The sequence below is a fragment of the Halalkalibacter flavus genome (assembly GCF_036663575.1).
Lineage (GTDB): Bacteria > Bacillota > Bacilli > Bacillales > Bacillaceae_D > Halalkalibacter > Halalkalibacter flavus.
This window is the reverse complement of record NZ_JAWRVK010000461.1, coordinates 1-208: the sequence shown is the minus strand read 5'-3', so window position 1 is coordinate 208 and position 208 is coordinate 1. Positions and strand designations below refer to the sequence as shown.

The following is a 208-nucleotide window of genomic DNA, read 5'->3' as shown; positions in this document are numbered from 1 at the left end:
GGCCTGTAGCTCAGCTGGTTAGAGCGCACGCCTGATAAGCGTGAGGTCGGTGGTTCGAGTCCACTCAGGCCCACCATAATATAACAACTAATCAAACGATTGTTTTAATTGATCGTTTGTTTAAAAACGCTCGGGGCCTTAGCTCAGCTGGGAGAGCGCCTGCCTTGCACGCAGGAGGTCAGCGGTTCGATCCCGCTAGGCTCCACCA

Annotated in this window: 1 tRNA gene; it reads left to right on the top strand. The window is 53.8% G+C overall.

From position 1 onward, the window contains the following. Positions 1 to 132 precede the first annotated feature (132 nt). Positions 133 to 208 (top strand) — tRNA-Ala (locus tag SAY88_RS25795).